The sequence below is a fragment of the Jannaschia halovivens genome, assembly GCF_046452375.1.
Taxonomy (GTDB): domain Bacteria; phylum Pseudomonadota; class Alphaproteobacteria; order Rhodobacterales; family Rhodobacteraceae; genus Jannaschia; species Jannaschia halovivens.
Genome location: NZ_JBKFDJ010000001.1, coordinates 1,295,401 through 1,320,770 on the forward strand (window position 1 = coordinate 1,295,401; position 25,370 = coordinate 1,320,770).

The 25,370-nt window shown below is 69.4% G+C and carries 24 protein-coding genes, 1 tRNA gene and 1 other RNA gene; 16 read left to right on the forward strand and 10 right to left on the reverse strand.

Annotated features, from left to right (window positions below):
• Nucleotides 1–4: 4 nt before the first annotated feature.
• Complete coding sequence (locus tag ACK8OR_RS06540) at nt 5–349, reverse strand: arsenate reductase family protein (RefSeq protein WP_410188615.1); 345 nt, start codon at nt 347–349, stop codon at nt 5–7.
• Between the two features lie 143 nt (nt 350–492).
• Between ACK8OR_RS06540 and ACK8OR_RS06545 the strand changes: the two genes are divergently transcribed.
• Nucleotides 493–702, forward strand: a complete 210-nt coding sequence (locus tag ACK8OR_RS06545; RefSeq protein ID WP_298434249.1) for a cold-shock protein — start codon at nt 493–495, stop codon at nt 700–702.
• A 485-nt stretch (nt 703–1,187) separates the two neighbouring features.
• Here the strand turns inward: ACK8OR_RS06545 and ACK8OR_RS06550 are convergent, their stop codons facing one another.
• A complete protein-coding gene (locus ACK8OR_RS06550) occupies nt 1,188–3,086 on the reverse strand; it encodes an acyl-CoA synthetase (RefSeq protein ID WP_410188616.1) in 1,899 nt (632 codons plus the stop codon).
• A gap of 212 nt (nt 3,087–3,298) precedes the next feature.
• Here ACK8OR_RS06550 and ACK8OR_RS06555 point away from each other — a divergent pair, with 212 nt between their 5' ends.
• A complete protein-coding gene (locus ACK8OR_RS06555) occupies nt 3,299–3,907 on the forward strand; it encodes a DJ-1/PfpI family protein (RefSeq protein ID WP_410188617.1) in 609 nt (202 codons plus the stop codon).
• A 6-nt stretch (nt 3,908–3,913) separates the two neighbouring features.
• On the opposite strand, the gene ACK8OR_RS06560 is transcribed toward ACK8OR_RS06555, so the two are convergent.
• Entirely contained in the window at nt 3,914–5,695 is a 1,782-nt protein-coding gene (locus tag ACK8OR_RS06560) for an ABC transporter transmembrane domain-containing protein (protein WP_410188618.1), read from the reverse strand.
• On the opposite strand from ACK8OR_RS06560, the gene ACK8OR_RS06565 reads away from it, so the two are divergent.
• On the forward strand, nt 5,694–5,993 hold the full coding sequence (locus ACK8OR_RS06565; RefSeq protein WP_410188619.1) for a hypothetical protein: 300 nt from the start codon (nt 5,694–5,696) through the stop codon (nt 5,991–5,993). The two genes, ACK8OR_RS06560 and ACK8OR_RS06565, sit on opposite strands and share 2 nt — an antisense overlap.
• A gap of 10 nt (nt 5,994–6,003) precedes the next feature.
• Here ACK8OR_RS06565 and ACK8OR_RS06570 read toward each other — a convergent pair.
• A tRNA-Gly gene (locus ACK8OR_RS06570) sits at nt 6,004–6,074 on the reverse strand.
• 117 nt (nt 6,075–6,191) lie between these two features.
• On the opposite strand from ACK8OR_RS06570, the gene gatC reads away from it, so the two are divergent.
• The 8 genes from gatC to ACK8OR_RS06610 all read left to right on the forward strand — a co-directional run bounded on the left by gatC (nt 6,192) and on the right by ACK8OR_RS06610 (nt 11,279).
• Nucleotides 6,192–6,479 (forward strand): Asp-tRNA(Asn)/Glu-tRNA(Gln) amidotransferase subunit GatC, encoded by a 288-nt coding sequence (gene gatC, locus ACK8OR_RS06575; RefSeq protein WP_298434265.1) that lies wholly within the window; start codon nt 6,192–6,194, stop codon nt 6,477–6,479.
• On the forward strand, nt 6,476–7,957 hold the full coding sequence (gene gatA, locus ACK8OR_RS06580) for an Asp-tRNA(Asn)/Glu-tRNA(Gln) amidotransferase subunit GatA (RefSeq protein WP_410188620.1): 1,482 nt from the start codon (nt 6,476–6,478) through the stop codon (nt 7,955–7,957). Before gatC ends, gatA begins: the two co-directional genes overlap by 4 nt.
• Before the next feature lie 28 nt (nt 7,958–7,985).
• The gene (locus tag ACK8OR_RS06585) at nt 7,986–8,762 is read left to right on the forward strand and encodes a hypothetical protein (RefSeq protein ID WP_410188621.1); all 777 of its coding nucleotides are present in this window, start codon (nt 7,986–7,988) and stop codon (nt 8,760–8,762) included.
• Between the two features lie 4 nt (nt 8,763–8,766).
• On the forward strand, nt 8,767–9,462 hold the full coding sequence (locus ACK8OR_RS06590; RefSeq protein ID WP_410188622.1) for an N-acetylmuramoyl-L-alanine amidase: 696 nt from the start codon (nt 8,767–8,769) through the stop codon (nt 9,460–9,462).
• A gap of 10 nt (nt 9,463–9,472) precedes the next feature.
• Nucleotides 9,473–9,834, forward strand: an RNA gene (gene rnpB, locus ACK8OR_RS06595) — RNase P RNA component class A.
• A gap of 215 nt (nt 9,835–10,049) precedes the next feature.
• Nucleotides 10,050–10,373: a PAS domain-containing protein gene (locus ACK8OR_RS06600; protein WP_410188623.1), complete on the forward strand. Its 324-nt coding sequence runs from the start codon at nt 10,050–10,052 to the stop codon at nt 10,371–10,373.
• Between the two features lie 119 nt (nt 10,374–10,492).
• The gene (gene rpmG / locus ACK8OR_RS06605; RefSeq protein WP_055661766.1) at nt 10,493–10,660 is read left to right on the forward strand and encodes a 50S ribosomal protein L33; all 168 of its coding nucleotides are present in this window, start codon (nt 10,493–10,495) and stop codon (nt 10,658–10,660) included.
• A 124-nt stretch (nt 10,661–10,784) separates the two neighbouring features.
• Entirely contained in the window at nt 10,785–11,279 is a 495-nt protein-coding gene (locus ACK8OR_RS06610; RefSeq protein WP_410188624.1) for a GNAT family N-acetyltransferase, read from the forward strand.
• A 34-nt stretch (nt 11,280–11,313) separates the two neighbouring features.
• Here ACK8OR_RS06610 and ACK8OR_RS06615 read toward each other — a convergent pair whose 3' ends face one another.
• The 4 genes from ACK8OR_RS06615 to ACK8OR_RS06630 form a co-directional block, all read right to left on the reverse strand.
• Nucleotides 11,314–12,477 carry a DUF1501 domain-containing protein gene (locus ACK8OR_RS06615; protein ID WP_410188625.1) on the reverse strand — a complete coding sequence of 388 codons (1,164 nt, stop codon included), beginning with the start codon at nt 12,475–12,477 and terminating at the stop codon, nt 11,314–11,316.
• A 4-nt stretch (nt 12,478–12,481) separates the two neighbouring features.
• Nucleotides 12,482–13,825, reverse strand: coding sequence for a DUF1800 domain-containing protein (locus ACK8OR_RS06620; protein WP_410188626.1), 1,344 nt, complete (start codon nt 13,823–13,825; stop codon nt 12,482–12,484).
• 43 nt (nt 13,826–13,868) lie between these two features.
• Nucleotides 13,869–15,641, reverse strand: a complete 1,773-nt coding sequence (gene aspS, locus ACK8OR_RS06625) for an aspartate--tRNA ligase (RefSeq protein WP_410188627.1) — start codon at nt 15,639–15,641, stop codon at nt 13,869–13,871.
• A gap of 87 nt (nt 15,642–15,728) precedes the next feature.
• A complete protein-coding gene (locus ACK8OR_RS06630) occupies nt 15,729–16,421 on the reverse strand; it encodes an HAD-IA family hydrolase (protein WP_410188628.1) in 693 nt (230 codons plus the stop codon).
• Between the two features lie 168 nt (nt 16,422–16,589).
• On the opposite strand from ACK8OR_RS06630, the gene carB reads away from it, so the two are divergent.
• From carB to ACK8OR_RS06655, 5 genes are all read left to right on the forward strand, one after another.
• Nucleotides 16,590–19,919 carry a carbamoyl-phosphate synthase large subunit gene (gene carB, locus ACK8OR_RS06635; protein WP_410188629.1) on the forward strand — a complete coding sequence of 1,110 codons (3,330 nt, stop codon included), beginning with the start codon at nt 16,590–16,592 and terminating at the stop codon, nt 19,917–19,919.
• Between the two features lie 237 nt (nt 19,920–20,156).
• Nucleotides 20,157–20,738 (forward strand): hypothetical protein, encoded by a 582-nt coding sequence (locus ACK8OR_RS06640; RefSeq protein WP_410188630.1) that lies wholly within the window; start codon nt 20,157–20,159, stop codon nt 20,736–20,738.
• 149 nt (nt 20,739–20,887) lie between these two features.
• Complete coding sequence (locus tag ACK8OR_RS06645; protein WP_410188631.1) at nt 20,888–21,415, forward strand: DUF2726 domain-containing protein; 528 nt, start codon at nt 20,888–20,890, stop codon at nt 21,413–21,415.
• Nucleotides 21,416–21,529: 114 nt separating this feature from the next.
• Nucleotides 21,530–22,639, forward strand: coding sequence for a beta-ketoacyl-ACP synthase III (locus ACK8OR_RS06650; RefSeq protein ID WP_410188632.1), 1,110 nt, complete (start codon nt 21,530–21,532; stop codon nt 22,637–22,639).
• A 1-nt stretch (nt 22,640) separates the two neighbouring features.
• Nucleotides 22,641–23,243 (forward strand): thymidine kinase, encoded by a 603-nt coding sequence (locus ACK8OR_RS06655; protein WP_410188633.1) that lies wholly within the window; start codon nt 22,641–22,643, stop codon nt 23,241–23,243.
• A 4-nt stretch (nt 23,244–23,247) separates the two neighbouring features.
• Here ACK8OR_RS06655 and ACK8OR_RS06660 read toward each other — a convergent pair whose 3' ends face one another.
• Nucleotides 23,248–24,582, reverse strand: a complete 1,335-nt coding sequence (locus tag ACK8OR_RS06660; RefSeq protein WP_410188634.1) for an 8-oxoguanine deaminase — start codon at nt 24,580–24,582, stop codon at nt 23,248–23,250.
• Nucleotides 24,575–25,366 carry a histidinol-phosphatase gene (hisN, locus tag ACK8OR_RS06665; protein ID WP_410188635.1) on the reverse strand — a complete coding sequence of 264 codons (792 nt, stop codon included), beginning with the start codon at nt 25,364–25,366 and terminating at the stop codon, nt 24,575–24,577. The genes ACK8OR_RS06660 and hisN overlap by 8 nt, the downstream gene beginning before the upstream one ends.
• Nucleotides 25,367–25,370: the final 4 nt, after the last annotated feature.

Genomic DNA, 25,370 nt, shown 5'->3' on the forward strand with positions numbered 1-25,370 from the left:
CGGGTCAGAGCCCGAACGCCGCCCGCGTCGCGGGGGTCCACCCGATCCGCACGGTCGCACCGTCCTCGATCACAGGCCGCTTGATGAGCGTCGGATGCGCCGCCATCAGCTCGACCGGATCGCCCGCGCGCGCCGCCGTATCGAGGCCGCGCCACGTGGTCGAGCGGGTGTTCAGCAGCGCGTCGCCCACCGCGTCCCGCCAGCGCCGGAGCTCGGCCGCGCCCGGCACCGATTCGCGCAGGTCGCGCCATTCGACCTCGTATCCCGCCGCGCGAAGCGCCGTTCGCGCCGCCCGACAGCTGTCGCATTGGGCAATGCCGTGCAGGATAAGGGCGGTCGGGTGCGTCATGCCCCGGGTCATGCCCGGCGGGCTTGACAGAATCAATGCAGCCCTTAGCTCAAAAGAGTGTTCGTCGGGCACGGAGGCCCCGTGCGTGCGTCCACCATGCCGCCGCGATGTTGCGGGCGGGACGACACTTGAGGAGACCCGGTATGGCCACGGGCACCGTGAAATGGTTCAATACGACAAAGGGATACGGCTTCATCGCCCCCGATGACGGCGGCAAGGACATCTTCGTCCACATCTCCGCGGTCGAGCGCGCCGGACTGACCGGATTGCGCGACAATCAGAAGGTGGAATTCGAGATGCGCGAGGGCCGTGACGGTCGCTCCTCAGCCTCGGATCTCGTCCCGCTGGACTGACCGACCCCACATCCGATCCGATCCGAACCGATCCGCCGAGACGAGTGGGCCGGGATGTCTGGGCGCCTGCGAAAGCGGGCGTCTTTTGTGTTTGCAGGGGCGGACGCCTAGCGGGCCGCGTGGTGCGACGCCGCCGGGCCCCGGCGTCGATCGGACGGGAGCGGAGGCGCGGTCGGCCTGCCCCGTCGCGTGTCGCGGGGCCATGATGTGGCGGATGCGTGCATCTCGGGCGGTCGAACGGCCCCGGTCCAATGGGCCACGACCTCTGGATGGAAAACCGGCGCCGCGCCCTGGTGTCGGGCGGGCGGGTACTGGCACAGGCCGTTGGCCTGCGATCCTGACCGGGGCGATGTGCCCCGGTCCACCGGCGGGCGGATGAACCCGTCGCTTTCGTTTGCTGTCGACGGGAGAGGTTGTCCGGTCGAGCGGTTAACGCCTCGTGAATGCGCGCATGGAAACGCGCGAAACCCTTCGCTCGACCGGGCTCAGTCGGCCCATTCCCAAGGCGTCGTGTAGTTGCCCATCACCGCGATGACCTCGCGCTCCTCGACCTCGCCGGTCTTTTCCAGCCGGGCGACGAGCCCGCGGCGCTTGTCCTCGGTGACGCTCGCGACCTTGGCCGAAACGCCGGCATCGGCGAGGGCGGCGTCGAAGATCCGCGTGATGGCGCGCTTGCGCAGGTCGGGCTTGAAGACCTTGCCGACGGCGGTCTTCGGCAGCTCGTCGAGGATCTCGATATGCTTGGGATGCGCGGCGCGTTCGCCGACATGCTCCTTGCAATGCGCGATGAGGTCGTCGGGGCTGCAGGACGCGCCCGAGACCAGCTCGACATAGGCGCAGGGCAGCTCGCCCGCGAAGGCGTCAGGCTGGCCGATGGCGCCCGCCATGGCCACGGCGGGGTGGCCGGCCAGCGCCTCCTCGATCTCGGCGGGGTCGATATTGTGCCCGCCGCGGATGATCAGGTCCTTGGCGCGGCCCGTGATCCAGAGATAGCCATCCGGATCCATCCGGCCCAGATCGCCCGTCCGCAGGTAATGGCGGCCGTCGACCACATGGTAGAGGTTCGCGTTCTTGTCGGCCTCGGTATAGGTCGCGCCGTTGCTGACGCCGGGGTTCGAGACGCAGATCTCGCCCACGGTGTCGGCCGCGCATTCCTCGGCGCCGTTGCCCTTCTCCATCAGGATCTTCACGTCGCAATGCATGAAGGGGATGCCGACGGAGCCGATCTTCTTCTCGCCGTCCACGGGGTTGCAGGAGACGAGGCAGGTCGACTCGGTCAGGCCGTAGCCCTCGACCACGGTGACGCCGGTGTCGCGCTCGAACCGCTTGAAGAGTTCGACCGGCAGCGGGGAGGAGCCGGAGAACGCCGTCTTGATCGACGAGACATCGGCATCGACGGGGCGCTGCATCATGGCCGACATGGCGGTCGGCACGGTGATGAGGAAGGTCACCTTCCAGCGCTCGATCAGCTTCCACATGTTGTCGAAGACGCCGTCGCCCCGGTAGCCCTGAGGCGTCGGGAAGACGACATGCGCCCCGGACGCGACCATCGCCATCAGGATCACGTGGCAGGCGAAGACGTGGAACAGCGGCAGCGGGCACATCACCACGTCCTGCTCGGAGAAGAGCAGGCGATGGCCGATCCAGCCGTTGTAGATCATGCCGGAATAGCTGTGCTGCGCGACCTTGGGCATACCGGTCGTGCCGCCGGTATGGAAATAGGCCGCGACGCGGTCGCCGGTGGCATCCGCGAAGGTCAGCTTGTCCTTGGGCTGCTTGCCGGCCTCCTGCGTCCAGTTGAGGACGCGGGCCTTGTGCTTGACCTCGACCTTGGGCCGCAGGAGCGGGACGATCAGCTTCTTCAGGCCGGTGAGGTAGCGGTGCAGGTCCACCTCGAGCACGGTCTCGACATTCGGGGCCAGTGCGACGGCCTCGGCGACCTTCTGGGCCACGTCGGTCTTCGGAAAGGCGCGGAGCGTGACGACGACCTTGGCCTTCGTCTCGCGCAGGATGGCGCCGATCTGCTCGGGCTCGAGCAGGGGGTTGATCGGGTTGGCGATGCCCGCGACGGCCCCGCCCATCAGGACCATTGCGGTCTCGGTGCAGTTCGGGAGGACGTAGGCGACGGTGTCGGTCTCGCCGACGCCGAGGCTGCGGAAGAGGTTCGCGGCCTGCGTGACCTGGGCGCGGACCTCGTTCCAGGTCAGGGTCTCGGCGGGATCGGACGGGCCGGAGAAGAGCTGGTAGCTGATCGCGGGCCGGTCGCCATGCGCGGCGGCGGTGTTCGACAGAAGCTCGTAGAGCGTGGTCGCCGGTTGGGCGTCGGACCAGGGCTCGGCACCCTCGATATCCAGAATGTCCTGCTTGTTGGCAAAGCTCGCCATGTATTCCTCCCTGGGCGTCCCGCGGCCCTCCCGCCACAGGTTCGCGCGTAATTGGGGGTCACACAAGCGGAACGCAAGACGGACGCTACGGCGGACGGGACCACGAGGCGGCGCAATCCGCGGCGGGATGGACGCGGCGGGCGGGTCCGTGTGAGGACTGGTCCGGTTGGCGGGCCGCACGCGTCCGGCCCCGAGCGGCGAGGACGGAGACGATGAGAACGATGGCGGCGCTGGTCTTTCCCGGCTTTCAGACGCTCGACTATTTCGGCCCGATCGAGATGCTCGGCGGTTTTCGCGACGAGATCGAGGTGGTGACGGTCGCCCAGGGGTCGGACCCGGTCGTCAGCCGGCACGGGCAGCGGATCGTCGTGGACCGCACAATCGCGGAGGCGACGGATTACGACCTTCTGTTCCTGCCCGGCGGAGATTCCGCGCTGGATGCCGCGAAGGACCCCGCCCTGATGGACTGGATCCGCACGGTCTCGGGGTCTGCGGAATGCGTGCTCGCCGTCTGCACGGGGACCGTTCTGCTGGGGATGACGGGCGTGTTGGATGGGCGGCGCGCGACGACCAACAAGCTCGACTTCACGGCTACGGTGCCGCTGGCGCCGAAAGTCGAGTGGGTGAAGCAGGCGCGCTGGGTCGAGGACGGCACGTTCTTCACCTCGTCCGGCGTGTCGGCGGGGATGGACATGGCGCTGGGCGTGGCCGCGCGGCTGTTTGGGCGCGCGAAGGCCGAGGAGATGGCCTACGGCTCCGAATACATCTGGAACAGCGACCCGGAGCGGGATCCGTTCGCCGGGCCGGCCGGGCTGGTCTGAGGGCGGCTACTCCGCCGCGAGGCCGTCGGTGAATTGAAGCCGGGCGAGGCGCGCGTAGAGGCCGCCTTCGGCCACAAGCTCGTCATGGGTGCCCTGTGCCGCGATAGCGCCGTCCTGCATGACGACGATCCGGTCGGCCTGCTTCACCGTGGCTAGCCGGTGCGCCACGATGATGGTCGTGCGTCCCTCGGCCAGCGTGGCGACAGCATCCTGCACGGCGCGCTCGCTCTCGGCGTCGAGCGCCGATGTCGCCTCGTCGAGCAACAGGACCGGCGCGTCGCGCAGGATGGCGCGGGCGATGGCGATGCGCTGCTTCTGTCCGCCCGACAGCATGACGCCCCGCTCGCCGACATAGGTGTCGTAGCCCTCGGGCAGGGCGGTAAGGAAGTCATGCGCGGCGGCGGCCTTCGCGGCGGCCTCGACCTGCGCGTCGGTGGCCTCGGGATTGCCGAAGCGGATGTTGTCGCGCGCGCTCGCCGCGAAGATCACCGGGTCCTGCGGCACCAGCGCCATGCGGGCGCGGAAGCCGGCGCGATCCATCTCCCGCAGGTCGGTGCCGCCCAGCGTGATGGACCCGGCATCGGGGTCGTAGAAGCGCTGCAGGAGCTGAATCACGGTCGATTTGCCCGCGCCCGACGGGCCGACCAACGCGACCGTCTCGCCCGGCGCGACATGCAGCGTCACGTCGTCGAGCGCCGCGACGCCCGGACGGGTCGGGTAGCGGAAGGTGACACCCTCGAAGGCGATGGCCTCGCCCAAGGGCAGGGTCGCCGGGGCCTCGGGATCGGTGACGTCGTCCTCGACCTCCAGAAGCTCGACAAGTCGTTCGGTGGCACCGGCGGCGCGTTGCAGCTCGCCCCAGATCTCCGACAGGGCGGCGACCGCGCCCGCTACCATGATCGCGTAGATCAGGAACTGGATCAGCTCGCCCACGGTCATGACGCCGCCGCGCACGTCGCGCGCCCCGATCCAGAGCACGCCAACGATGCCCGCGAAGGTCAGCAGGATCACGATCACGGTCATGATCGCGCGGACACGGATGCGGGTGCGGGCCGAGAGGAAGGACTTCTCGGTCACGTCGTCGAAGCGGTCGGAGGCTTCGTGTTCGAACGTGTAGGCCTGGACGGTCTGGGCCGAGAGCAGCCATTCGGACGCCTTGCCCGAGGATTCGGCGATCCAGTCCTGGTTCTCGCGGCTGAGCGTGCGGAGGCGGCGGCCGAGCACGATGATCGGCACGATCACGGCGGGCACGATCAGGAGGACGAGGCCCGAGAGCTTGGGCGCCGTCCAGAGCATCAGCGCAAGGCCGCCCGTGAAGATCAGCATGTTGCGCAGCGCGATCGAAACCGACGAGCTGACGACCGACAGGAGCAGCGTCGTGTCGGTGGTGATCCGGCTGAGCACCTCGCCGGTCAGGATGCCGTCGTAGAAATTGGGCGACATGCGGATCATCCGGGCGAAGACCGCCTTGCGTATGTCGGCCACGACCCGTTCGCCCAGCCGGGTGACGAGGTAGTATCGCAGCCCGGTCCCCAGCGCGAGAAGCGCCGCGATCACGAGCGCCCATGCGAAGTAGCGGTCGAGCAGGCCCGCGGCCCCGGTCTGGAACGCGTCGACCACCTGCCGCACCGCGAGCGGCAGCACGAGCGACACGCCCGCCGTCAGCGTCAGCGCTGCCAGCGCCGCGACGACCATGCCGATATGCGGACGGAAGAACGGCGTCAGCGCCCTGAGGCTGCCGATGCGCTTGGACCGCGCGCGATCCGCTTCCTTGGCGATGTCGGCCATGGGCCCTCCGGTCTGGGGTTTCGAGGTAGCCGCGCGCGGCTGGAGGCGCAAGAACGACGCGGCGGCTTCGGGCTTGACCGTGGCGCATCGGGGACGCGAGGCTGCGCTCCGGGGGATGGGCGAGATGTACAATCCGATCGATGTGACCGCGATGGTGTTCTACGGGCTGGTCTGCATGGCGCTGGCCGGGTTCGTGCCCGCATCGCGACGGCGCGGGATCCGGCTGGCCATCGGGGCGGCGGTCGGCGTCGCGGCGGCCGTGGTGCTGCACCTCGTGCGGGGACCGCTGGGCCTCTGAGGGGGATCGGAGCGGGCGGCGGGAATCGAACCCGCATCATCAGCTTGGAAGGCTGAGGTCTTACCATTACACAACGCCCGCGCGCCGATGGCCCCGTCTATCGCCGCGGCGGGGGGCGGCGCAAGACCCGTGGCCCCCGTATTGAACCCCGTCCCGCCCGGCGCTAGACCGCCCCGGACCCGCAGCCCCGGAGGCCCCATGTCCATCGACCGAGAGACCGCACGCCGCGTGGCGAAGCTGGCGCGCATCGCCGTGCCCGAAGACCGGCTGGACGCGCTTGCGGGCGAGTTCAATTCGATCCTCGGCTTCATCGAGCAGTTGCAGGAGGTCGATGTGGACGGGGTCGAGCCGATGGTCTCGGTCGAGCCGATGCGCCTGAAGCGCCGCGAGGACGTGGTGACCGACGGCGGCCAGCCCGAGGCCGTGCTGGCCAACGCCCCCGAAGCCCGCGAAGGGTTCTTCGCCGTCCCGAAGGTGGTGGAATGAGCAACCTGACCGACCTCACGATCGCCGGCGCCCGCGACGCGCTGCGCGCCGGCGAGACGACCGCCGTCGCCCTGACCGAGGCGCATCTGGATGCCGTGGCCGCCTCGGGCGCGCTCAACGCCTTCGTGCATCACACGCCCGAGATCGCCCGCGCCCAGGCCGAGGCCGCCGATGCCCGCATCGCGCGGGGCGACGCGCCCGACATGTGCGGCATCCCCATCGGGGTGAAGGACCTCTTCTGTACCAAGGGCGTGGCCTCGCAGGCCGGGTCGGCGATCCTCGACGGCTTCAAGCCGGAATACGAAAGCACGATCACCGACCAGCTCTTCCGCGACGGCGCGGTGATGCTCGGCAAGCTCAACATGGACGAGTTCGCGATGGGCTCGTCGAACGAGACCTCGACCTATGGCGACGTGGTCAACCCGTGGCGCGCGGGCAATTCGGACGCCGCGCTGACGCCCGGCGGCTCGTCCGGCGGCTCGGCGGCGGCGGTGGCCGCACGGCTCTGCCTCGGTGCGCTGGGCACCGATACCGGCGGCTCGATCCGGCAGCCCGCGGCCTTCACCGGCATTACCGGGATCAAGCCGACCTACGGGCGGTGTTCGCGCTGGGGCGTCGTGGCCTTCGCCTCGTCGCTGGATCAGGCGGGTCCGATGACGCGCTCGGTGCGGGACGCGGCGATCTTCCTGCGGGCCATGTCCGGCCACGACCCGAAGGATTCGACCTCGGCCGATCTGGCGGTGCCGGATTTCGAGGCGATGCTGACCGGCGACATCAAGGGCCAGACCATCGGCATTCCGCGCGAATACCGCATGGAGGGGATGCCCGAGGAGATCGAGACGCTCTGGACCGAAGGCACCGAGATGCTGCGCGACGCGGGCGCCGAGATCCGCGACATCAGCCTGCCGCATACGAAATATGCCCTCCCCGCATATTACGTGATCGCGCCCGCCGAGGCCTCCTCGAACCTCGCGCGTTATGACGGGGTGCGCTTTGGGCACCGCGCCGCGCTGGACCAGGGCGACGGCATCACCGAGATGTACGAGAAGACCCGCGCCGAAGGCTTCGGCCCCGAGGTGCAGCGCCGCGTGATGGTCGGCACCTACGTTCTGTCGGCAGGGTTCTACGACGCCTACTACAACCGCGCGCGCCGCGTGCGGACGCTGATCAAGAAGGACTTCGAGGATGCCTTTGCGGCCGGGGTCGACGCGATCCTGACGCCCGCGACGCCCTCCTCGGCCTTCGAGCTGGGCGCGAATTTCACGCCGATCCAGATGTATCTCAACGACGTGTTCACTGTGACGGTGAACCTTGCCGGCCTGCCGGGCGTCGCGGTGCCCGCAGGGCTCGACCGGCGCGGGTTGCCGATGGGCCTGCAGCTGATCGGTAAGCCCTGGGACGAGGGCGGATTACTGAATGTTGCAAGCGTGATCGAAGCGCGGGCGGGCTTCGTGGCGCGCCCCGACAAGTGGTGGTAGTCTCGCGCCAAGAGCAGACGAGGCAGACATGCGTGTTCATTTCCTTATCGCGGCCCTCGGGGCCGTCCTGACCCTTTCCGCCTGCGAGCCGCCGGTCCCCGAAAGCGGGGTGGGCGGCGCGGCCTTCGAGACGCCCGAGCAATACGCCGCCCGCCGCGAAGCGCAGCTGCGCGGCACGCCTGCGCCCATCGCACCCGCGACGACCGTGCGCCCGCCCGACACGCCGGTTGCGGTGCTCGGGCCGCAGGCGACGACCCTGCCCGCCCCCGCGCCCGGCACGACCTCCGAAGCCGCGCAGATCGCCAGCCAGACGCGCGCCGTCCTCGGGGCACCGCCCGCGACATCGGCCGCCCCCGCCCCCCTGCCCGGCCCGGCGACAGCGGCGGTGAACCCCGGCGAGCTCGACCGCGACAATCCGAATATCAGCCGCGAGCAGGACTTCGCCGCCGTCTCGGCCGAGCGGAGCATCGAGGACGATGCCGCCCGCGTGCGCGCCGCGCGCCAGCAATACCAGCTCGTCCAGCCGACCGAGCTTCAGCGACCCAATGACAGCGCGCCCAACATCATCGCCTACGCGCTCAACGATGCGCAGGCCGTGGGAACCAAGGCCTTCCGCCGCAATCCGCTCAGCTCGAACCGCCGCTCCGAGCAGCGCTGCGCGGGCTACCGGACGCCGGATGTCGCGCAGGAGGAGTTCCTCGCGGCAGGCGGGCCACAATCGGACCGCCTGAACCTCGATCCCGATGGCGACGGCAACGCCTGCAGCTGGAACCCGGCGACCTTCCGCGCACTCGTCCGGCAATAGACGCGTGACGGTCGTCGACCGGCCCAGCCCCAATCACGGGCCGCGCCGCGACGGGCGGACGCGGCCCGACCTGGTGATGATCCATTACACCGCGATGCAGGGCGGCCCGGAGCCCGCGCTGACGCGGCTCTGCCTGCCCGAGGCCGAGGTGTCGGCGCATTACCTGATCGGCGAATGCGGCACGGTGTTCCGCCTCGTCGAGGAGATGGCGCGTGCGTGGCATGCCGGGGCCGGGTGCTGGGGTGCGTCGTCGGACCTCAATTCGCGCAGCGTCGGAATCGAGCTGTCGAATGACGGCTTCTCGCCCTTCCCGGCGGCACAGATGGACGCGCTGGAGGACCTCGTGGGCGATATATGCCGGCGACACGGAATCGGCCCGGCGGGCTTGATCGGCCATTCGGACGCGGCGCCGGGGCGCAAGATCGATCCTGGCCGGCGCTTCGACTGGCGGCGGCTGGCGCGGCGCGGGCTGGCCGTCTGGCCCGATGCGGAACCGGGCGACGCGCCGGATGCGGCCGGGTTCCGCGCGTTGGCGCAAATGGCGGGCTATACCGCGGACGTGGACGACGGGACGCTTCTGGGCGCGGTGCGGCTGCGGTTCCGGCCCTGGGCGTCGGGGCCGCTGGACCGGGTGGATATGGGCCTGATCGCGGACCTCGCGGCGCGCTTCCCCGTTGACGCAGGCGAAGCCGCCGTCTAGCCGCGACGGCGCGGGGGGCCGGGCGGCTGCGGGCAGAAATGTCCGAGGAAAGTCCGGACTCCACGAAGCGACGGTGCCGGGTAACGCCCGGACGGCGAGAGCCGATGGACAGCGCCACAGAGAACAGACAGCCCCGCATGCGGGGCAATGGTGAAACGGTGCGGTAAGGCGCACCGGGGGGGCGGCGACGTCCCCCGCATGGCAAGCCCCACCGGGAGCAATGCCGAATAGGGATCGCGCATGGGGCCGCTTCGCCTCGCGATCCGGGTTGGCAGCTTCAGGCCCGCGGCGACGCGGCGCCGAGATGAATGGTCGCCGATGGCGGGGGCAACTCCGCCGGAACAGAATCCGGCTTACAGGCCCCCCGCACATCCGAGTCCATCGCGCGCCCCGCGCGCGTCCGATCGGGCGCCCGACGACCCGGCCAGCAATCGCGCGATCGCGTCCGAAACCGCGAATCGGGTTGCCGAGTGAACAATTTCGAGCCCAGGATCGTTTCAAGCCGAGTCGAATCGAACAGAAAGGTGGGCCCGGATATGCGGACCGCCACCGAGACCCAGGGCCAACCCGGCGCAGATGCGCCTCCGATGTTCGACGAACTCCTTCCCGACAGTTGCGAGGGGACCGCGGTCGTCCATCGCGACGGACGCATCCTCGCCACCAACGATGCGCTGCTGGAGGGGCTGGGCTTCGCGCCCGAGGACGACCTGACCGGCCTGCCCTTTACCAGCCTCTGGCACCATGGCGAGCGGCCCTCGGTCGCCGCCGCGATGCGCCGCGCGCGTGCCGGGGCCGAGGAGGAGCTGTCGCTGGACCTCGCCTATCTGCAGGGCGAGACGCGGGGCTGCGTCGTCACGTTGCGCCCGGTCGAGACGGCGCCCGTCCTTCTCGTCCAGATGGATTGCGACTGAGCCATCCCGCGCTACGCCGCGCGCACCCTTGACAGCCGGGGTGCGGCGGATAGAAGGCAGCTTCCGGATTCAAGGGCGACGCGCGCGTGTCGCGGCCCGACCGACGCAGGAGACACCCGATGGCAAAGCCCACCACGATCAAGATCCGGCTGAATTCCTCTGCCGGCACCGGCCACTTCTACGTGACCAAGAAGAATGCCCGCACCATGACCGAGAAAATGGTCGTGCGGAAGTTCGATCCCGTCGCGCGCAAGCACGTCGAGTACAAGGAAGGCAAGATCAAGTAAGGAATCGCCTATTCGGGCGTCACTTACAGAAAGGTTAACGCGACCTTAACCGATCCCGATCTAGAGGGGCCATGCAGACAATCCGTCTGCATGGCCCTTTTCGTTTTCAGATCGGAGACTATCCATGACCTACACGTTGCGCCCTGCCCGTCCGACGGACCGCCATGTCGTCGACAACCTGCTGGGGGCGGTCTATCCGCGCCTCCTGCTCGACGATTACGACGGCGTCGCGGTCGACGCGATCCTGCCCCTTATTGCCAAGGCCAATCCCGACCTTCTGGACAGCGGCAGCTACTACATGCTGTTCGAGCATGGCGACCTCGTCGCCGTCGGCGGCTGGACCGAAACGGCGCCGGGCGAGGACATCCCCGAAGGCACGGCCCATGTCCGCCACTTCGCGACCCATCCGGACCGGCTGAAGCGTGGGCATGCCGGACGGCTGATGGACCATGTGCGCACCAAGGCGCGCGCGCGGGGCATCAAGCGGCTGGAATGCCTGTCGTCGCTGAACGCACGGCCGTTCTATTCCAAGCTCGGCTTCAAGGATCACGGTGTCGACGAGGCGCCCATCGCACCCGGCATCACCTTCCCGGTCGTGCGCATGGCCGCCCAGCCCTGAGCGCGGCGACGGCGGGGTGTTTGCCCCCCCGCCGTCACGCCAGAAGACGCGGATCGCCGCCCATCTCGAGCCCCGGGAAGACGAGGGTCGAGAGCGTCGCGCGGTCCGTCCCGAAGAGACCGTGCAACGCCCAGGCGGCGTAGGCGCGCACGTCACGCGTGGGCATCAGGTCGCGGCGATCGAGGAGCTGCGCCTCGGCCAGTCCCGGCCAGTCGCCCCAGACCTGGCCGCCCTTCAGCGCACCGCCCGCAAGCAACATCGTCCCACCGGTCCCGTGATCGGTGCCGCGCGTGCCGTTCTCGGCCGCCGTGCGCCCGAACTCGGTCATGCAGAGCACGACCGTGCGGTCCCAGTCCGGTCCGAGATCGGCGCGCAACGTCCCGAGCCCCCGCCCGAGGAGGCGCAGCCCGCGCGTGATTTCACGCGTCTGGGCGTTGTGCGTGTCCCAGCCGCTGATCGAGAGGGCGGCGATGCGCGCGTCCTGCCGAAGCTGGGCCGCGGCGAAGGAGAAGAGCGCATCGGTCTGCGCCTGCCGCCCGCCGCCGCCATCGATGGACGACCCCGAGAGCGAGAGCGCATCCTCGGCCGCGTTCCGAAAGAGCGGGTCGTCGTGGTAGACATGCAGGAGCAGGTCCGCCGTCGCCGGCGCGAGGTCGAGCCGCGCGTCGGGCGCCCAGCTCGCGTGATCCGCCGCGCCCCGGAGGAGCAGCATGTCGGTGCGCCCGACGGCGAAGGCCGTCCGGCCATGGGTGCCAGGCATCGTTTGCAGAAGGCGGTTGAGCCAGCCGTCGCGGTTCGCCAGCGGCGGCACCTCTCCGGCGGTGCCCGCTTCGAGGATGTCCTGCCCGTCGAAATGGCTGCGCTTGCCGCGATAGGGCGTGCTGACCGCCTGCGCGAAGCCCAGATCGCCCTCGGCCCACCAGGGAGCGAGGTCCGTGAGGCCGGGGTGGAGCGCGTGGAACCCGTTGAGGTCGAGCGCGCCCGCGTCGGGGCCGATCGGGAACCCGGGGCGGAGGCGGGCGAGATCCGGGTCGCCATAGGGCTGCAGCGCGTCGAGCCCGTCCATCGCGCCCCGCAGGATCACGACGACGAGCCGCGCGTCGCCCGGCAGGGCCGCGAAGGCCACGGGCGCCACGAGGGGCGACGCGGCGAGCGAGCATCCGATGCCCTGGAGGAATGCGCGGCGGGTGGGGATCATCGGGTCACCTCCGGTTGAACGCGGGCGACGCGAGGACGAGCGAGATGCCCGCCGCCCGCTCCTCGGCGGCGGCGGCGGCGAAGCGCAGGCGCTCGTCGGCCAGCGGGCCCAGCGCGGTTTCGACGAAGGCGCGCGGGTCGGGCAGGTCGCCCAGCGCCTCGGGGAGCGCGATGGCCCAGCCGAGCCGCGCGGCCAGAAGCTGCGGCGTGATCCAGTCCGCCGCGGCCTCGGGCCAGCCCTGCGGCCCCGGCGGGCGAAGCCAGGTCTGGCCCATCCGCTCCAGCGGCTGGTTCGCGAGGCTGCGGAGCGCGGGCACATCCGCCTCCATGATCGCGCGCCCGCGGCCCAGCGCGCGGAGCCCGGCGGCCAGAAGCTCCATCGGGCGGCGAACCTTGGCCAGCGTCGGCTGCCACGCGGCGTCGTGGTCGAGCATTGTGGCATAGACCGCCATCAGGTCGCCGCCCGTGCGGGTCCAGGTGGCCGTCATCCGCGCCACGAGGTCGGGATCTGGCGTGTCGGCGACGAAGTGCCGCGCGAGCTTGGTCGAGAGATGCCGCGCGGTGTCAGGATGGACGGCGAGGTCGGCCAGCACGCGGTCGATATCGCCCCGGTCGGGCCCGGCCCCGCCATAGGCGCGGCCAAGAACGGTCTCGGCGCCCGGCTCGGCCTGGTTGTGGCGAAACTGGGAATCGCCTTCGCGCGTGATGCTGAGGCCGGTCAGAAGCTCGGCCAGCTCGCGGACATCGGTCTGGCTGTAGGTCGCGCCAGCGCCCAGCGTGTGCAGCTCCAGTACTTCGCGGGCGAGGTTCTCGTTGATGTTGCCGCCCGAGCGGCGGCCGCGTGGCGAGTTCGGCCCGGTCGAGCCCCAGTTGTCGAGATAGATCACCATCGCCGGATGGGTCACGGCGGCGGTCAGAAGGGCGGCGAAGGACCCGGCGAGATGGGGACGGATCGCCGCCTCGTGGTAGCCGGGCACCGAGCGGCGCAGCAGCCCGCGCCCGCCCGCGACGGCGAAGTGATCGGCCCAAAACCACGCCAGCCGTTCGCGAAACCCGTCTTCGGTCAACGCGGCGCGGGCCAGCGCGCGCGCGAGATCCTCGTGATAGGCGACGACCATAGCGCGCTGGGCTGTGCGGAAGGCGTCGGCCCCGCCGTCGCGGCGCGCGCGGCGCAGGCGGATCCAGTCGAGCGCGGCGGCGGCCCGCACCTCCCATGACGGCTGCGGCCAGGCTTCGGCCATGCGGTCCGGCCCCGACAGACGCAGCAGGAGGTCGCCCGCGTCCCGCGGGGCCGCGATGTCGGGTGCGCGGCCCGTGCCGAAGCGGATGGCGGCCAGAGTCGAAATCATCCCCGATAGATAGGCGGCCGCGGCCGCCGATCACAGGGTTCGTTCAATCTGTCGGCATTCGGCGCAGGCCGAGTTCCGCCAGTTGGCCCGGCAGCGGCTCGGACGGGGCGCCCATCATCAGATCCTCGGCGCGCTGGTTCATCGGGAAGAGGATGACCTCGCGGATATTCGCCTCGTCGGCCAGAAGCATGACGATGCGGTCGATGCCCGCCGCACAGCCGCCATGGGGCGGCGCGCCATACTGGAACGCCTTGACCATGCCGCCGAAACGCTTGCGGACCTCGTCCTCGCCATACCCGGCCAGCTCGAAGGCACGGAACATGATCTCGGGGCGGTGGTTCCGGATCGCGCCCGAGACCAGCTCGTAGCCGTTGCAGGCGAGGTCGTACTGATAGCCGAGCACCTCCAGCGGATCGCCGTCCAGCGCCTCCATCCCGCCCTGCGGCATTGAGAAGGGATTGTGGCTGAAGTCGATCTTGCCGTCGTCATCCGCCTCGTACATCGGGAAGTCGACGATCCACGCGAAGGCGAAGCGGTCCTTGTCCGTCAGTCCCAGCTCGTCGCCAATGACCGTCCGTGCGCGGCCTGCGACGGCCTCGAAATCGGCGGGCTTGCCGCCGAGGAAGAACGCCGCGTCGCCCACGCCAAGGCCCAGCTGCTGGCGGATCGCCTCCGTGCGCTCGGGGCCGATGTTCTTTGCGAGGGGGCCGGCGGCTTCGAGGCCTTCGCCCTGGTCTCGCCAGAAGATGTACCCCATGCCCGGCAGGCCCTGCTCCTGGGCGAACTTGTTCATCCGGTCGCAGAACTTGCGAGAGCCGCCCGTGGGGGCGGGGATGGCGCGGATCTCGGTGCCGTCCTTCTCGAGGAGCGAAGCGAAGATGGCGAAGCCCGAGCCCGCGAAATGCTCGGACACGACCTGCATCTCGATCGGGTTGCGCAAGTCGGGCTTGTCCGTTCCGTACTTTAGCGCGGCATCGCGATAGGAAATGAGCGGCCAGTCCGCATCGACCGCGCGCCCGCCGCCGAACTCTTCGAAGAGCCCCGCGATCACCGGCTGAATCGTATCGAATACATCCTGTTGCGAGACGAAGCTCATCTCCATGTCGAGCTGGTAGAAGTCGGTGGGCGAGCGGTCGGCGCGGGGATCCTCGTCGCGGAAGCAGGGCGCGATCTGATAGTACTTGTCGAACCCCGACACCATCAGGAGTTGCTTGAACTGCTGCGGCGCCTGCGGCAGCGCGTACACCTTCCCCGGATGCAGCCGCGAGGGGACGATGAAGTCGCGCGCGCCCTCGGGGGACGACGCGGTGATGATCGGGGTCTGGAACTCGTTGAAGCCCTTGTCCCACATCCGCTCGCGGATGGAGCGCACGACGTTCGAACGCAGGATCATGTTCTTCTGCATCTGCTCGCGGCGCAGGTCGAGGAAGCGGTACTTGAGCCGCGTCTCCTCGGGGTATTCCTGGTCGCCGAACACCATCAGCGGCAGCTCGTCGGCCTTCCCCAGCACCTCGAGGTCGCGGATGAAGACCTCGATCTCGCCGGTCGGGATCTTGGGGTTCACGAGGCCCGCGTCGCGCGCCTTCACGGTGCCGTCGATGCGGATGCACCATTCCGAACGGACCTTCTCGACCTCGGCGAAGACCGGGCTGTCGGGATCGCAAAGAAGCTGCGTCATGCCGTAATGGTCGCGCAGATCGATGAAGAGCACGCCGCCATGGTCGCGGACACGGTGCACCCAGCCGGAGAGGCGGACGGTCTCGCCCACGTTGTCGGCGGTCAGACCGGCGCAGGTATGGGTGCGGAAGGCGTGCATCGGAGGCTCCACGGGGGGTTTGGGACGTTCGGGCCTATCGACACGCGCGGGCCCGAGGTGTCAACACCGCCGGGCCCCGCCGGAGCGTCACTGTGCGGCGAGCTTGCGCCCCGAGGCCCGCCCCATCACCAGAAGGCGCGGGCGCAGCGTCTCGACGATGAGGACGCTGGGTTGGAAGGGCCGCTCCTCGGCGGCGGCGCCGGGGAAACCGATGATGTCGAGACCGGCCTCGATCGCGGCCTCGGCACTCTCCGGTGTGTCCTCGATGGCGAGCGCGTGGTCCGCGTCGACGCCCAGGTCGTCCAGCGCGCGGCGGTAGATGTCGGGGGCAGGCTTGGGGTGCTCGACCATGCTGCGGTCGCCGATCCAGTCGAAGTCGCCGGCGCGCACCTCGGGGGCGAGCGCGCCGAGGATGGCATCGACCTGCCGCCGGTCGGTCGTGGTCGCAAGGCCGACGGCGATGGATTCGGCGCGGCAATGCGCGATCAGATCGACCACGCCATCGCGCGGCGCGAGACCCTCGCTGGCGATCAGCGCCTCGAAATGGCGGATCTTGGCGTCATGCAGGGCGGCGGCGTCGACCTGGTCCCCGGCGTCGCGGGCATAGGTGGCGATACGGGCCCGCCCGCCCGGGCGCAGCAGAAGCTTGCGGTAGCTGTCGCGATCCCAGACCCAGTCGAGGTCGGCGTCGGCGAAGGCGCGGTTGTAGGCGCGGCGCTGGAGCTCCGTGGTCTCGGCGAGGGTTCCTATCGCGCCGAAGAGCAGGGCTGAAACAGACATGTTTCTCTCGTCGTCTTTGGGGTGGTCGCCCGTCGCAAGAACCGGTGACGGGGCGTTCGGTTCCATCCGCAGCCCGAAATAGGCGGCGGATGGCCGGACGCGATGGCTTGCACCCCCGCCCCTGCCCCCCTAGACCACGGCCAATTTGCCAGCACTCGGGGGGAACCCATGCCCAAGCGGACCGACATCCAGTCGATCATGATCATCGGCGCGGGTCCCATCGTCATCGGGCAGGCCTGCGAGTTCGACTATTCCGGCGCACAGGCCTGCAAGGCGCTGCGCGAGGAAGGCTACCGCGTCATCCTCGTGAACTCGAACCCGGCGACGATCATGACCGATCCGGGCCTCGCGGATGCCACCTATATCGAGCCGATCACCCCTGAGGTCGTGGCCAAGATCATCGCGAAGGAGCGACCCGACGCGCTGCTCCCCACGATGGGGGGGCAGACCGGCCTGAACACGTCCCTCGCGCTGGACGATATGGGCGTGCTGGACGAGTTCGGCGTCGAGCTGATCGGGGCCAAGCGGGCCGCCATCGAGATGGCCGAAGATCGCAAGCTCTTCCGCGAGGCAATGGACCGGCTGGGCATCGAGAACCCGAAGGCCACGATCGTGGACGCGCCCAAGGTGGATGGGGTCTACGACATCGCGGCGGGCATGAAGAACGCCATGGATGCGCTGGAGGATATCGGCCTGCCCGCGATCATCCGGCCCGCCTTCACGCTGGGCGGCACGGGCGGCGGCGTGGCCTATAACCGTGCCGATTACGAGCATATCTGCCGCACCGGGCTCGAAGCGTCGCCCGTGGCCCAGATCCTCGTCGACGAGAGCCTTCTGGGGTGGAAGGAGTTCGAGATGGAGGTGGTCCGCGACAAGGCGGACAACGCCATCATCGTCTGCGCCATCGAGAACGTTGACCCGATGGGCGTCCATACGGGCGACTCGATCACCGTCGCGCCCGCGCTGACGCTGACGGACAAGGAATACCAGTTGATGCGCACCCACAGCATCAACGTCCTGCGCGAGATCGGCGTCGAGACGGGCGGGTCCAACGTGCAATGGGCGGTGAACCCCGCCGACGGCCGCATGGTCGTGATCGAGATGAACCCGCGGGTGTCGCGCTCCTCGGCGCTGGCGTCGAAGGCCACGGGCTTTCCCATCGCCAAGATCGCCGCGAAGCTGGCCGTGGGCTACACGCTGGACGAGCTCGACAACGACATCACCAAGGTCACGCCCGCCTCGTTCGAGCCGACGATCGATTACGTGGTGACCAAGATCCCGCGCTTCGCCTTCGAGAAGTTCCCCGGCTCCGAGCCCCTGCTGACGACGGCGATGAAATCGGTGGGCGAGGTCATGGCCATCGGACGGACCTTCCACGAATCCATGCAGAAGGCGCTGGCCTCGATGGAAACGGGTCTGACCGGGTTTGACGAAATTCAACTTTCGGACGATCCGGCGGCGATCAAGGCCGAACTGTCGCGCCAGACGCCGGACCGTATCCGCGTGATCGCCCAGGCGATGCGGCATGGATTGTCCGATGACGACATCCATGCCGTGACGCGGTTCGATCCGTGGTTCCTGGCCCGGATCAGGGAAATCATCGACTTGGAGGCCGAAGTTCGCACGAATGGCCTGCCGGTCGAGGAGGCGGGGCTTAGACGCCTCAAACAATACGGCTTTACCGACGCGCGGCTGGCCACGCTGACGGGCCGGACCGAGGACAACGTGCGTCGTGCCCGCCAGAACCTCGGGGTCGTTGCACAATTCAAGCGGATCGACACCTGCGCCGCCGAGTTCGAGGCACAGACGCCCTACATGTATTCGACCTACGAGACGCCCGTGATGGGCGAGGCAGAGTGCGAAAGCCGTCCGACGGACGCCAGGAAGGTCGTGATCCTCGGCGGCGGGCCGAACCGCATCGGCCAGGGCATCGAGTTCGACTATTGCTGCTGTCACGCCTGTTTCGCGCTGTCGGATCAGGGCTACGAGACGATCATGATCAACTGCAATCCCGAGACGGTGAGCACCGATTACGACACGTCCGACCGCCTTTATTTCGAGCCGCTGACCTTCGAGCACGTCATGGAGATCCTACGCGTCGAGCAGGAGAACGGCACCCTGCACGGCGTCATCGTCCAGTTCGGCGGGCAGACGCCGCTGAAGCTGGCCAACGCGCTGCACGATGCGGGCATCCCGATCCTGGGCACCACGCCGGACGCGATCGACCTGGCCGAGGATCGGGAGCGCTTCGCCGCGCTGGTCCGCGACCTGGGGCTGAAGCAGCCTGAGAACGCTATCGCCCATTCGGACGCCGAGGCGCGGCTGCGGGCCGAGGATCTGGGCTATCCGCTGGTCATCCGCCCGTCCTACGTCCTTGGCGGGCGCGCGATGGAGATCGTCCGCGATACCGCGCAGCTCGAGCGGTATATACGCGACGCGGTGGTGGTGTCGGGCGACAGTCCGGTCCTGCTCGACAGCTATCTCTCGGGCGCGATCGAAGTAGACGTCGACGCGCTCTCGGACGGCACGGATGTGCATGTCGCGGGGATCATGCAGCATATCGAGGAGGCGGGCGTCCATTCGGGCGACAGTGCCTGCTGCCTGCCGCCGCACACGTTGTCGGACGAGGTGATCGCCGAGATCCGCGAACAGACGGTCGCGTTGGCCCGCGCGCTGCGGGTCGTCGGCCTGATGAACGTGCAGTTCGCGGTCAAGGAGGGCCCGGACGGACCGGACGTCTACCTGATCGAGGTGAACCCGCGCGCGTCGCGGACCGTGCCCTTCGTGGCCAAGGCCGTGGATTCGGCCATCGCCAGCATCGCCGCGCGTCTGATGGCGGGCGAGCCGCTGTCGAACTTCCCGCTGCGCGACCCCTACCCCGCCGGTGCCGAGATCGCGCATGTGCCCATGGGCGACACGATGATGCTGAGCCATCCGGACACGCCGTGGTTCTCGGTCAAGGAGGCGGTGCTGCCGTTTGCGCGCTTCCCCGGCGTCGACACCCTGCTCGGTCCCGAGATGCGGTCGACCGGCGAGGTGATGGGCTGGGATCGCAGCTTCGCGCGCGCGTTCCTCAAGGCCCAGCTCGGTGCGGGTGTGACCCTGCCCGAAGGCGGGACGGTGTTCCTGTCGATCAAGGATGCCGACAAGACCGGCCAACTGGTCGAGACGGCGACGCTCCTGCGCGAGATGGGCTTCGACATCCTCGCGACCGAGGGCACCGCGGCCTTCCTCGACGGGCATGGCATCGCGTCCACGCGGGTCAACAAGGCCTACGAGGGCGGGCGCACGGTCGTGGACGTGATGAAGGACGGCGAGGTCGCTTTGGTGATGAATACCACCGAGGGCGCGCAGGCGGTCGAGGATTCGCGGTCGATGCGCAGCGTCGCGCTGACCAGCCGGATCCCCTACTTCACCACCCTCTCGGGCGCGAATGCGGCGGCGCGCGCCATACATGCGGCGGCCGAGGGTGATGTCGAGGTCCGCTCGCTCCAGTAGCGGAAACGATTCGCCGCGCAGGGGACGATTTTGCCCGCTCGGCGCCTCGCCGTTTCCGCCAGTAGCCCTCACGCAGCCCGAATCGGCGCGCGTTGTCGCCCGGCTGGGAACAGTGGGGCGGCAGCGGCGGAATGGTTTCCCGATCGCGCGATCCGCCCCGCAAAGGTCGCAATCCCAGCCAAGCCTCGCCCAATGCCGGAGTCAGCCTTCCATTAACCAAAACAAGGAAACGGTTGCATGGACCCGACAGGCCTTTCCCTCATGGCGATCAGCGCGACGAGCATCGCGCTCCGCCGATACAGCGACATGTCGCGCGACGACGTGCCCGCCTTCCCCGCGCATCGGATCGACGGTCCGCCCCGCGCCTCCGCCATCGAACGGTTGCGGATGTCCGGCCTCCGGGTCCGCTCGCTGGTCGATGTCGGGCGGCAGGCCATCTCGCGGCGGCTCGGTCGCTTCGCGGCGGGGCTGGGGCTGGAACTTCACGCACAGGTCTCGCTGGCCGGGATCATCGAGGCGCCGGGTGATCCGGCGGTCGAGGCGATCCTGCGGGGGCGTCGCCTGGACTACGTGCTGTCGGACGAATACGGCGTCCCGCTTTGTGGCATTGCGCTGGTGTCGGGCCCCGGCCCGGCCTACCGGGACAGCGTGTGCCAGCATGCGCTCGCCCTCGTCGGACTGCCGCTGGTGACGGTCTCCGTCCGGGCGGATTGGGCCGAAACGCGGGCCCGCCTCACGGCCGCGCTGAACCTCGAGCCGCCGGCGGCCAACGACCGGATGCCGATCATCGTCCGCGAGGCGCTTCCGATGCATGTCTGACGGTTCGGACGGGCGCCGTGGGGGCGCCCGTCCGGCCGATCGGCGTTAACCTTCGGGTGAAGACGGGGCCCGTTCGGGCGCCCGTCTTCATCTTTCGGTAACGAATGCGCGGCTAGGCAGAACGGGTCCCATTCGCCGAGGAGCCCGTCATGTTCGCCGCCCTGCCCTCGTCGTTCCAGCGAAGCCGCGACCGGCGCGTCATGTCGGCGGCCACCACACGGCTGAGTGGGGTCGACGACCTCGCGTCGGTAAGCCTCGGGGTGCGCTCGCTGGTGGACGAGGGGCGCGCGGCGCTGTTCGGGCGGCTTTGCGAACTGGCGCATCGCAACGGTCTGCACGTCGCGCCCGAAGTCTCTCTGATGGCGGTCTTCACCATCGATGGCGGTGCCGAGGGGCGCGGCCTGAGCCTGCGCAAGGCGCTGCGCAGCAAGCGGGTCGATTTCCTGCTGGTCGACGGATCGGCGCGCCCGGTCCTCGCGCTCGACTGCGCGGGTGGCGACCGCTGGCGGGACCGCGCGCTCCGGCGCGACCGGCTGAAGCGGCGCGCCTTCGCGCAGGCGCGGATCCCGTGGCTGGTGCTGTGCGGCGCGCCCGATTTCGCCGAGGAGGTGGACCTTATCGAGGACCGAATTCGCGCGCGACTGGCCGAGACAGGGGGCGACCGCAGCGCCGCGTGACGCAAGGGCGCGCGCCCCGCGCCGCTTGACGCCGGACCGGCCCGGCGGCAGACAGGGCGCCACCCGGCCGCGGGCCCGACGCCGCGGCGCCGTGTGCGCGAAAGGACGACCCAGATGCCCGTCACCATCACCGGATCGGGCGTGTTCACCCCGTCGCAGATCATCACGAACGACGATCTGGTCGTGGCCTTCAACGCCTATGCCGACCGCGAAAACGCCGCCCACGCGGACGAGATCGCCGCCGGCACGCGCGAGGCGATCCCCCATTCGAGCGCCGAGTTCATCCGTTCGGCCAGCGGGATCGAGCAGCGTTTCGTGCTCGACCGAGACGGCGTGCTGGACCCCGCCCGCATGTTTCCGCGCCTCGCCGCCCGGACCGACGACCAGCCGGGCCACATGGCCGAGATGGCGGTTGCCGCCTGCACCGACGCACTGGCGATGGCGGGGATCGACGCCGCCGGGGTCGACGCGGTGATCTGCGCCGCCTCGAACCACGAGCGGGCCTATCCGGCCGTCGCGATCGAGATCCAGAACCTCCTGGGCACCGGCGGATTCGCCTTCGACATGAACGTCGCCTGTTCCAGTGCCACCTTCGGCATCCAGGCCGCCGCCGACATGATCCGGGCCGGGTCCATCCGCCGCGCTATCGTGACCTGCCCCGAGATCTGCTCGGCGCATCTCGAATGGCGCGACCGGGACTGCCATTTCATCTTCGGCGACGTCTGCACCGCGCTGGTGCTCGACGGTGACCCGGACGCGCGGGGCTTCCGCATCGACAGCACCCGCTGTGCGACGCAATTCTCCAACAACATCCGCAACAACGACGGCTTCCTCAGGCGCACCCATGACCAGATGGAGGACCGCCGGGACATGCAGTTCATGCAGAACGGGCGAAAGGTCTTCAAGGAAGTGCTGCCGATGGTGGCGGGCCATATCGCGGACCACATGGCCGGTGAGGGGATCGCCGCCGAGGACCTCAAGCGCCTCTGGCTGCACCAGGCGAACAAGTCGATGAACGACTTCATCGGGCGCAAGGTGCTGGGCCGTGTGCCGGAGCCCGAGGAGCAGCCGAACATCCTTCAGGATTACGCGAACACCTCCTCGGCGGGGTCGATCATCGCCTTCGCCAAGCATTCGGCCGATCTGGGCGAAGGCGACCGCGGCCTGATCTGCTCGTTCGGGGCGGGATATTCGGTGGGATCGGTGGTCGTGACGCGGACCTGAGATGGCCAAGCTCTATTACAACTATTCGACGATGAACGCGGGCAAGAGCACGCTGCTCCTGCAGGCCTCCTACAACTATATCGAACGCGGGATGCGGACCTATCTGCTGACCGCGAATTTCGACGACCGGGCGGGCACGGGCCGGATCGCGAGCCGCATCGGCATCGAGGCCAAGGCGGACACTTATGCCGCCTCCAGCGACCTTTATGCGATGATCGAGGCGCGGCTGGCCAAGGAGCCATGCGCCTGCGTGCTGCTGGACGAGGCGCAATGGCTCAGCCGCGAACAGGTCTGGCAACTGGCGCGCGCGGTGGACGATCTGGGCGTGCCGGTGATGGCCTACGGGCTGCGGGTGGATTTCCGGGGCGAGCTGTTTCCCGGCTCCGCCGCCCTTCTGGCGTTGGCCGACGAGATGCGCGAGGTGCGTACGATCTGCTGGTGCGGACGCAAGGCGACGATGGTGATCCGGCAGGATGCGGATGGCCGCGCGCTGACCGAGGGCGCGCAGGTCGAGGTGGGCGGGAACGAGCGCTATGTCTCGCTCTGCCGGCGTCATTTCCGCGAGGCGACGGGCGATCGCGTGCCGCCCGAGATGCCGGTCTGACCGCTCAGGCCATCAGGCCTCGGACAAGCCCCTCGGCCCGCTCGATCAGGTGCGGAAGATCGACCGTCGTGACCGCGCCGTCGCGGACGACCTGACGCCCTTCGACGAACAGATGCCGGACCCGCCGCGCACCGGCCAAGGGCAGCGCGGCCACGTCCCAGGACCCCGCCGCCTCGACGTCGTCCACGGGCCAGAGGGCGAGGTCGGCGCGCATCCCCACCGCGATCCGCCCCACGTCGTCGCGCCCCAGAACGCGCGCGCCGCCGCGCGTTGCAACCCGGAGCGCGGCCTCGGGCGACATCGCGTCCGCACCCCGCGCGACCCGTTGCAAGAGCATCGCCTGCCGCGCTTCGTCCATCAGGTTGGCCGCGTCGTTCGAGGCCGAGCCGTCCACGCCCAGACCCACGGGCACGCCCGCGTCCAGCATATCGCGCAAGGGCGCGATGCCCGAGCCGAGGCGGCAATTCGAGCAGGGGCAATGCGCGACGCCGGTGCCGGTACGGGCGAAAAGCGCGATCTCAGCGGCGTCGAGCTTGACGCAGTGGGCGTGCCAGACGTCGTCGCCGGTCCAACCGAGGTCTTCGGCATATTGCCCGGGGCGACAACCGAAACGGTCGAGCGAATAGGCCACGTCTTCGTCGTTCTCGGCCAGATGGGAGTGGAGGCGGACCCCCTTGTCTCGGGCGAGGATAGCGGTGTCGCGCATCAGCTCGCGGCTGACCGAAAAGGGCGAACAGGGGGCGAGGCCCACGCGGCACATCGACCCCGGCGCGGGGTCGTGGAAGGCGTCGACCACGCGGATGCAATCGTCGAGGATCGGGGCTTCGCATTCGACCAGCGCGTCGGGCGGCAGGCCACCCTCGCTCTCGCCGATGGACATCGACCCGCGGGTCGGATGGAAGCGCAGCCCGATCTCGGAGGCGGCATGGATCGTGTCGTCGAGCCGCGCGCCGTTGGGGAAGAGGTACAGATGGTCCGAGGATGTGGTGCAGCCTGAAAGCGCCAGTTCCGCCAGCCCAAGCTGGGTCGCGACATGGATGTGGTCCGGCGTGAAGCGCGCCCAGATCGGATAGAGTGCCTTGAGCCAGCCGAAGAGCAGCGCGTCCTGACCGGCGGGCACGGCGCGGGTCAGCGTCTGGTAGAGATGGTGATGGGTGTTCACGAGGCCCGGCGTGATGACGCAGCGGTCCGCGTCCACGATTTCGCCCCGCGTTTCGAGCGACGGGCCTATGGCCGCGATGATGCCGTCGCGGATCAGGATGTCGCTGCCGTCGGCGGGGTCCGGCGTGTCGTCCATGGCGCGGATGCGCGCTGCACCCCGGATCAGCGTCTCAGCCATTCAGGAGGTCCAGCGCAGCGGCGTGGAGCGCGGGCGTGGCGGCGGCGATGGCGGTGCCGCCATCCTGCGCCGGGCCCCCTTGCCAGTCAGTGACGATGCCGCCCGCCGCCTGCACCAGCGCCATCGGCGCAAGGATGTCGTAGACCTGAAGCCCCGCCTCGATCACGAGATCGACATGGCCGGCGGCCAGCAGGGCGTAGCCGTAGCAATCCATGCCATAGCGCGTCAGGCGGCAGTGCCGGGCGACGCGGGCGAAGGCCTCGCCCTCGGCCGCGGTGCCGACTTCGGGGAACGTCGTGAGGATGGTCGCGTCGGCGAGGTCGGTGGTGGTACGGACACGGAGGTTGCGCCGTTCGTCCCCCCGCGTCCAATGCGCGACCGAAGGCCCGAAGCTTGCGCCGTAGAACCGCTCGCCGGTGAAGGGCTGGTCGACGATCCCCAGCCGCGGGCCGTCCGTATCGCGCAGACCCACCAGCACGCCCCAGGTCGGCGTGCCGGAGATGAAGCCGCGGGTGCCGTCGATCGGGTCCAGTACCCATGTCCAGCCGGTGGTGCCGGGCGTGGCCGCGGCTTCCTCGCCCAGGATGGCGTCGTCGGGGCGCATCCGGGCGAGGATGTCGCGCATCGCCGCCTCGGCGGCGCGGTCGGCGACGGTCACGGGGTCGAAGTGATCGCCCTTGCTGGCGACGGCAAGCGGTGTTCGGAAATGTTCGAGCGTGACGACGCGGGCCGCGTCGGCCAGCGCCTCGGCCACGGGGGCAAAGGTCTCGAGATCATCCGCCATGCCC

What these genes read in the sequence shown, in the direction of transcription:
- ACK8OR_RS06540 (WP_410188615.1), bottom strand. Translation starts at nt 349, where the DNA reads ATGACGCACCCGACCGCCCTTATCCTGCACGGCATTGCCCAATGCGAC.
- ACK8OR_RS06545 (WP_298434249.1), top strand. Translation starts at nt 493, where the DNA reads ATGGCCACGGGCACCGTGAAATGGTTCAATACGACAAAGGGATACGGC.
- ACK8OR_RS06550 (WP_410188616.1), bottom strand. Translation starts at nt 3,086, where the DNA reads ATGGCGAGCTTTGCCAACAAGCAGGACATTCTGGATATCGAGGGTGCC.
- ACK8OR_RS06555 (WP_410188617.1), top strand. Translation starts at nt 3,299, where the DNA reads ATGAGAACGATGGCGGCGCTGGTCTTTCCCGGCTTTCAGACGCTCGAC.
- ACK8OR_RS06565 (WP_410188619.1), top strand. Translation starts at nt 5,694, where the DNA reads ATGGGCCCTCCGGTCTGGGGTTTCGAGGTAGCCGCGCGCGGCTGGAGG.
- ACK8OR_RS06560 (WP_410188618.1), bottom strand. Translation starts at nt 5,695, where the DNA reads ATGGCCGACATCGCCAAGGAAGCGGATCGCGCGCGGTCCAAGCGCATC.
- gatC (WP_298434265.1), top strand. Translation starts at nt 6,192, where the DNA reads ATGTCCATCGACCGAGAGACCGCACGCCGCGTGGCGAAGCTGGCGCGC.
- gatA (WP_410188620.1), top strand. Translation starts at nt 6,476, where the DNA reads ATGAGCAACCTGACCGACCTCACGATCGCCGGCGCCCGCGACGCGCTG.
- ACK8OR_RS06585 (WP_410188621.1), top strand. Translation starts at nt 7,986, where the DNA reads ATGCGTGTTCATTTCCTTATCGCGGCCCTCGGGGCCGTCCTGACCCTT.
- ACK8OR_RS06600 (WP_410188623.1), top strand. Translation starts at nt 10,050, where the DNA reads ATGTTCGACGAACTCCTTCCCGACAGTTGCGAGGGGACCGCGGTCGTC.
- rpmG (WP_055661766.1), top strand. Translation starts at nt 10,493, where the DNA reads ATGGCAAAGCCCACCACGATCAAGATCCGGCTGAATTCCTCTGCCGGC.
- ACK8OR_RS06610 (WP_410188624.1), top strand. Translation starts at nt 10,785, where the DNA reads ATGACCTACACGTTGCGCCCTGCCCGTCCGACGGACCGCCATGTCGTC.
- ACK8OR_RS06615 (WP_410188625.1), bottom strand. Translation starts at nt 12,477, where the DNA reads ATGATCCCCACCCGCCGCGCATTCCTCCAGGGCATCGGATGCTCGCTC.
- ACK8OR_RS06620 (WP_410188626.1), bottom strand. Translation starts at nt 13,825, where the DNA reads ATGATTTCGACTCTGGCCGCCATCCGCTTCGGCACGGGCCGCGCACCC.
- aspS (WP_410188627.1), bottom strand. Translation starts at nt 15,641, where the DNA reads ATGCACGCCTTCCGCACCCATACCTGCGCCGGTCTGACCGCCGACAAC.
- ACK8OR_RS06630 (WP_410188628.1), bottom strand. Translation starts at nt 16,421, where the DNA reads ATGTCTGTTTCAGCCCTGCTCTTCGGCGCGATAGGAACCCTCGCCGAG.
- carB (WP_410188629.1), top strand. Translation starts at nt 16,590, where the DNA reads ATGCCCAAGCGGACCGACATCCAGTCGATCATGATCATCGGCGCGGGT.
- ACK8OR_RS06640 (WP_410188630.1), top strand. Translation starts at nt 20,157, where the DNA reads ATGGACCCGACAGGCCTTTCCCTCATGGCGATCAGCGCGACGAGCATC.
- ACK8OR_RS06645 (WP_410188631.1), top strand. Translation starts at nt 20,888, where the DNA reads ATGTTCGCCGCCCTGCCCTCGTCGTTCCAGCGAAGCCGCGACCGGCGC.
- ACK8OR_RS06650 (WP_410188632.1), top strand. Translation starts at nt 21,530, where the DNA reads ATGCCCGTCACCATCACCGGATCGGGCGTGTTCACCCCGTCGCAGATC.
- ACK8OR_RS06655 (WP_410188633.1), top strand. Translation starts at nt 22,641, where the DNA reads ATGGCCAAGCTCTATTACAACTATTCGACGATGAACGCGGGCAAGAGC.
- ACK8OR_RS06660 (WP_410188634.1), bottom strand. Translation starts at nt 24,582, where the DNA reads ATGGCTGAGACGCTGATCCGGGGTGCAGCGCGCATCCGCGCCATGGAC.
- hisN (WP_410188635.1), bottom strand. Translation starts at nt 25,366, where the DNA reads ATGGCGGATGATCTCGAGACCTTTGCCCCCGTGGCCGAGGCGCTGGCC.